Here is a 2,274-nt window from a genome sequence, read left to right on the forward strand (position 1 = left end):
TCGAGGTACGAGACATCTTCGAGGACGACTTCAACGCTGAGGAGACGATGGTAGTGTACAGCGGTCAGGGCGTTCATGTCTACCTTCTCGATACCGACCTTCCCCATCGATATGACGCCAAGAGTCGGGAAGTGCTGAACGACCTTCTGCAAGACACCTACGAGATTCCCATCGACCCAGTGGTTACCGCCGACCGTCGCCGGGTCGCCCGGCTCCCCTACTCGTTGCACACTGACGTCTGTAGTATCGTCACGCCCATCGAGAGCTCGAACTTCGACGTCCGGTCTGCGACACCGGAGGTGGTTAAGGAATGACTCAGTCGACGCCTGTCGAGGACGAGCGTGCCGCCTATCGCGTTGCGACGCTCCCGCTCGAATATGGGACGACCCGCATCAACCAGCTGTTCACGCGGGGCTACAATCGCTACATCATCGACGGCGAAGAGCAACCGGAAGATCTGTTGAACGACCTCGAGCGGTTCGGGACGTCGGCGTTCAAAGAAGACGTCAGGGCCAACGCCGCAGAGGAACCCTTCGTCGACGAGCCCGGAACGCTCGCCGTTCTTGCGACGTTGAGTGCTATCTGCGTCAAGGCACACCCGAAGTTCGAACACGCCCCACCGCGAACGGTGCAGGTCCTCTACGATATTCGCGAGCTCTACGTCAACAATCTCGCCTCCCTCCTTCGAGAATTCGGTGATGGAAGTCTCCAACAGGATATCGCGGAGGTGCTGTACGCGAAAGACCCCGGAGAGGACGGACCACACCCCGGTCGCGTTTGTACAGGGATCAAAGAGATGCCCGATTTCGGTGACGGATTGTATCTCGAAATCCCGATGGCCGCAGCATCGAGGAAGTGCCTTGTTCACGCCGAAACTGAGACCGGAGAAACCGGGGAACTGCTTACTCGCGTCGAGAACAACTGCCTCTATGTGCCCGTCGGTGATTTCGACACGAAGTATCGCGAGTACGCCAGACGTGCGTTCAAGAAGCTCTTGCGGGTCCAGGAGGAGAACCTCTCTGAAGACCAGCTGACGTGGCTAACGACGAATGAGTCGGCCATCACAGAGCGTATCGATCGCTTCATCGAGACGGGACACCACGAACGAATCTGGCGAGATTGGAACCCCGGAGAACGGACCGTCCGTGTGCTCAGAGACGCGATTCGAGACACTTCAGACGAGGTCGTCTCACTGGGGGAGTTCCACTCGGCGAAGGAGCTGTTTGAGGCAGTGGAGGCGTACGATCCGGAAGCGGGCTGGAAGCGAGACGTGTGTAATCGCATCTCGAGTCCTCGAAGTCTCGGAAACCTTCTCGCATCCCAGCGCGACCACCGGAGTCTGACTATTCGGGAGCACGGAAGTACGAACCACTATCGGATTCAGGGGTCTTCGCGTGGCGTCCAGCCCCTCACTGTGGAATCAATCGAGGACCTGTTCGAACTCCCCTGTATGGCGAATATGGCCGAGCGCCTCCACGAGAAGAAACCAGTCCGAAAGGACCTGTACAACTTCGCCCGGATGGTGATGTGGCTTCCTCAGTACCGAGACAGTGACCTCGAGACGATTGTCGCAGACCTCAAGGACGTCATCTCGCGATGGCCCTGGTACGACGAGCAGGTCACCGATTACCAGATTCGCTACGAGTTCTCGAACACCATTGGAGGCGACACCCCGCTTCCGATGAACTGTGACAACGACGATATGCAGCGGTACTGCATCGGCCAGGAGCAGTGCCCCTACTCGATCTGGGGAAGTCTCCCCTTCCCGGATGAGATGTACGACCGGTTGGATGGAGATGAAACTGCTGGGGAGGAGTTCTAATCAGATTGATACAATGGGAAGGGACTACGAAGACCAACTCTGCATAGCCGGAGGACTACTTGATCACCCGAGTGGGAGATTTCAGAGAATGGTTTCCGTAAGCGCCAAGAACCAAATCAGTGATTTCTGTTCCAGACAGGTCTTGATTGTAAACTCGATCAAGAATCAAATTGATAATCCGCGCTTGACGTTCAGGAATTGGTGAGTCAGACATTCGGGTGTCAATTGAGATACGGAACATGTTTGCTTCCTCCGGTGGAACAATCATCTCGACCCCACCCGCACCGGATCCATAGGTTTCTGTGCCAGCTACTCTCCACCCATACTCAGTACCTCACAAAGCATCCTCGGCTAGCTGTTTCTGAAGCCTGAGTTCTGTCTCAGAGCGGTTACACTGACGGTCTCAACGAGAGAACCTTGGACGAACCGACCGAGAGGCGTCGCTGTCGGCG

General features: G+C 56.6%; 1 protein-coding gene and 1 pseudogene. Both read left to right on the top strand.

Features of this window, described 5'->3' with window-relative positions:
* Positions 1-314, top strand: a pseudogene (locus NDI65_RS22095) (DNA primase); the annotation flags it as partial.
* On the top strand, positions 311-1,822 hold the full coding sequence (locus tag NDI65_RS22100) for a primase-associated protein (protein WP_310894438.1): 1,512 nt from the start codon (positions 311-313) through the stop codon (positions 1,820-1,822). The pseudogene NDI65_RS22095 and the gene NDI65_RS22100, both read left to right, overlap by 4 nt.
* Positions 1,823-2,274 lie beyond the last annotated feature (452 nt).

This window comes from Haloferax sp. S2CR25 (genome assembly GCF_031624535.1).
In the GTDB taxonomy this organism is placed as follows: domain Archaea; phylum Halobacteriota; class Halobacteria; order Halobacteriales; family Haloferacaceae; genus Haloferax; species Haloferax massiliensis.

Coding starts and splice junctions, on each gene's coding strand:
- NDI65_RS22100 (WP_310894438.1), top strand. CDS start 311: ATGACTCAGTCGACGCCTGTCGAGGACGAGCGTGCCGCCTATCGCGTT.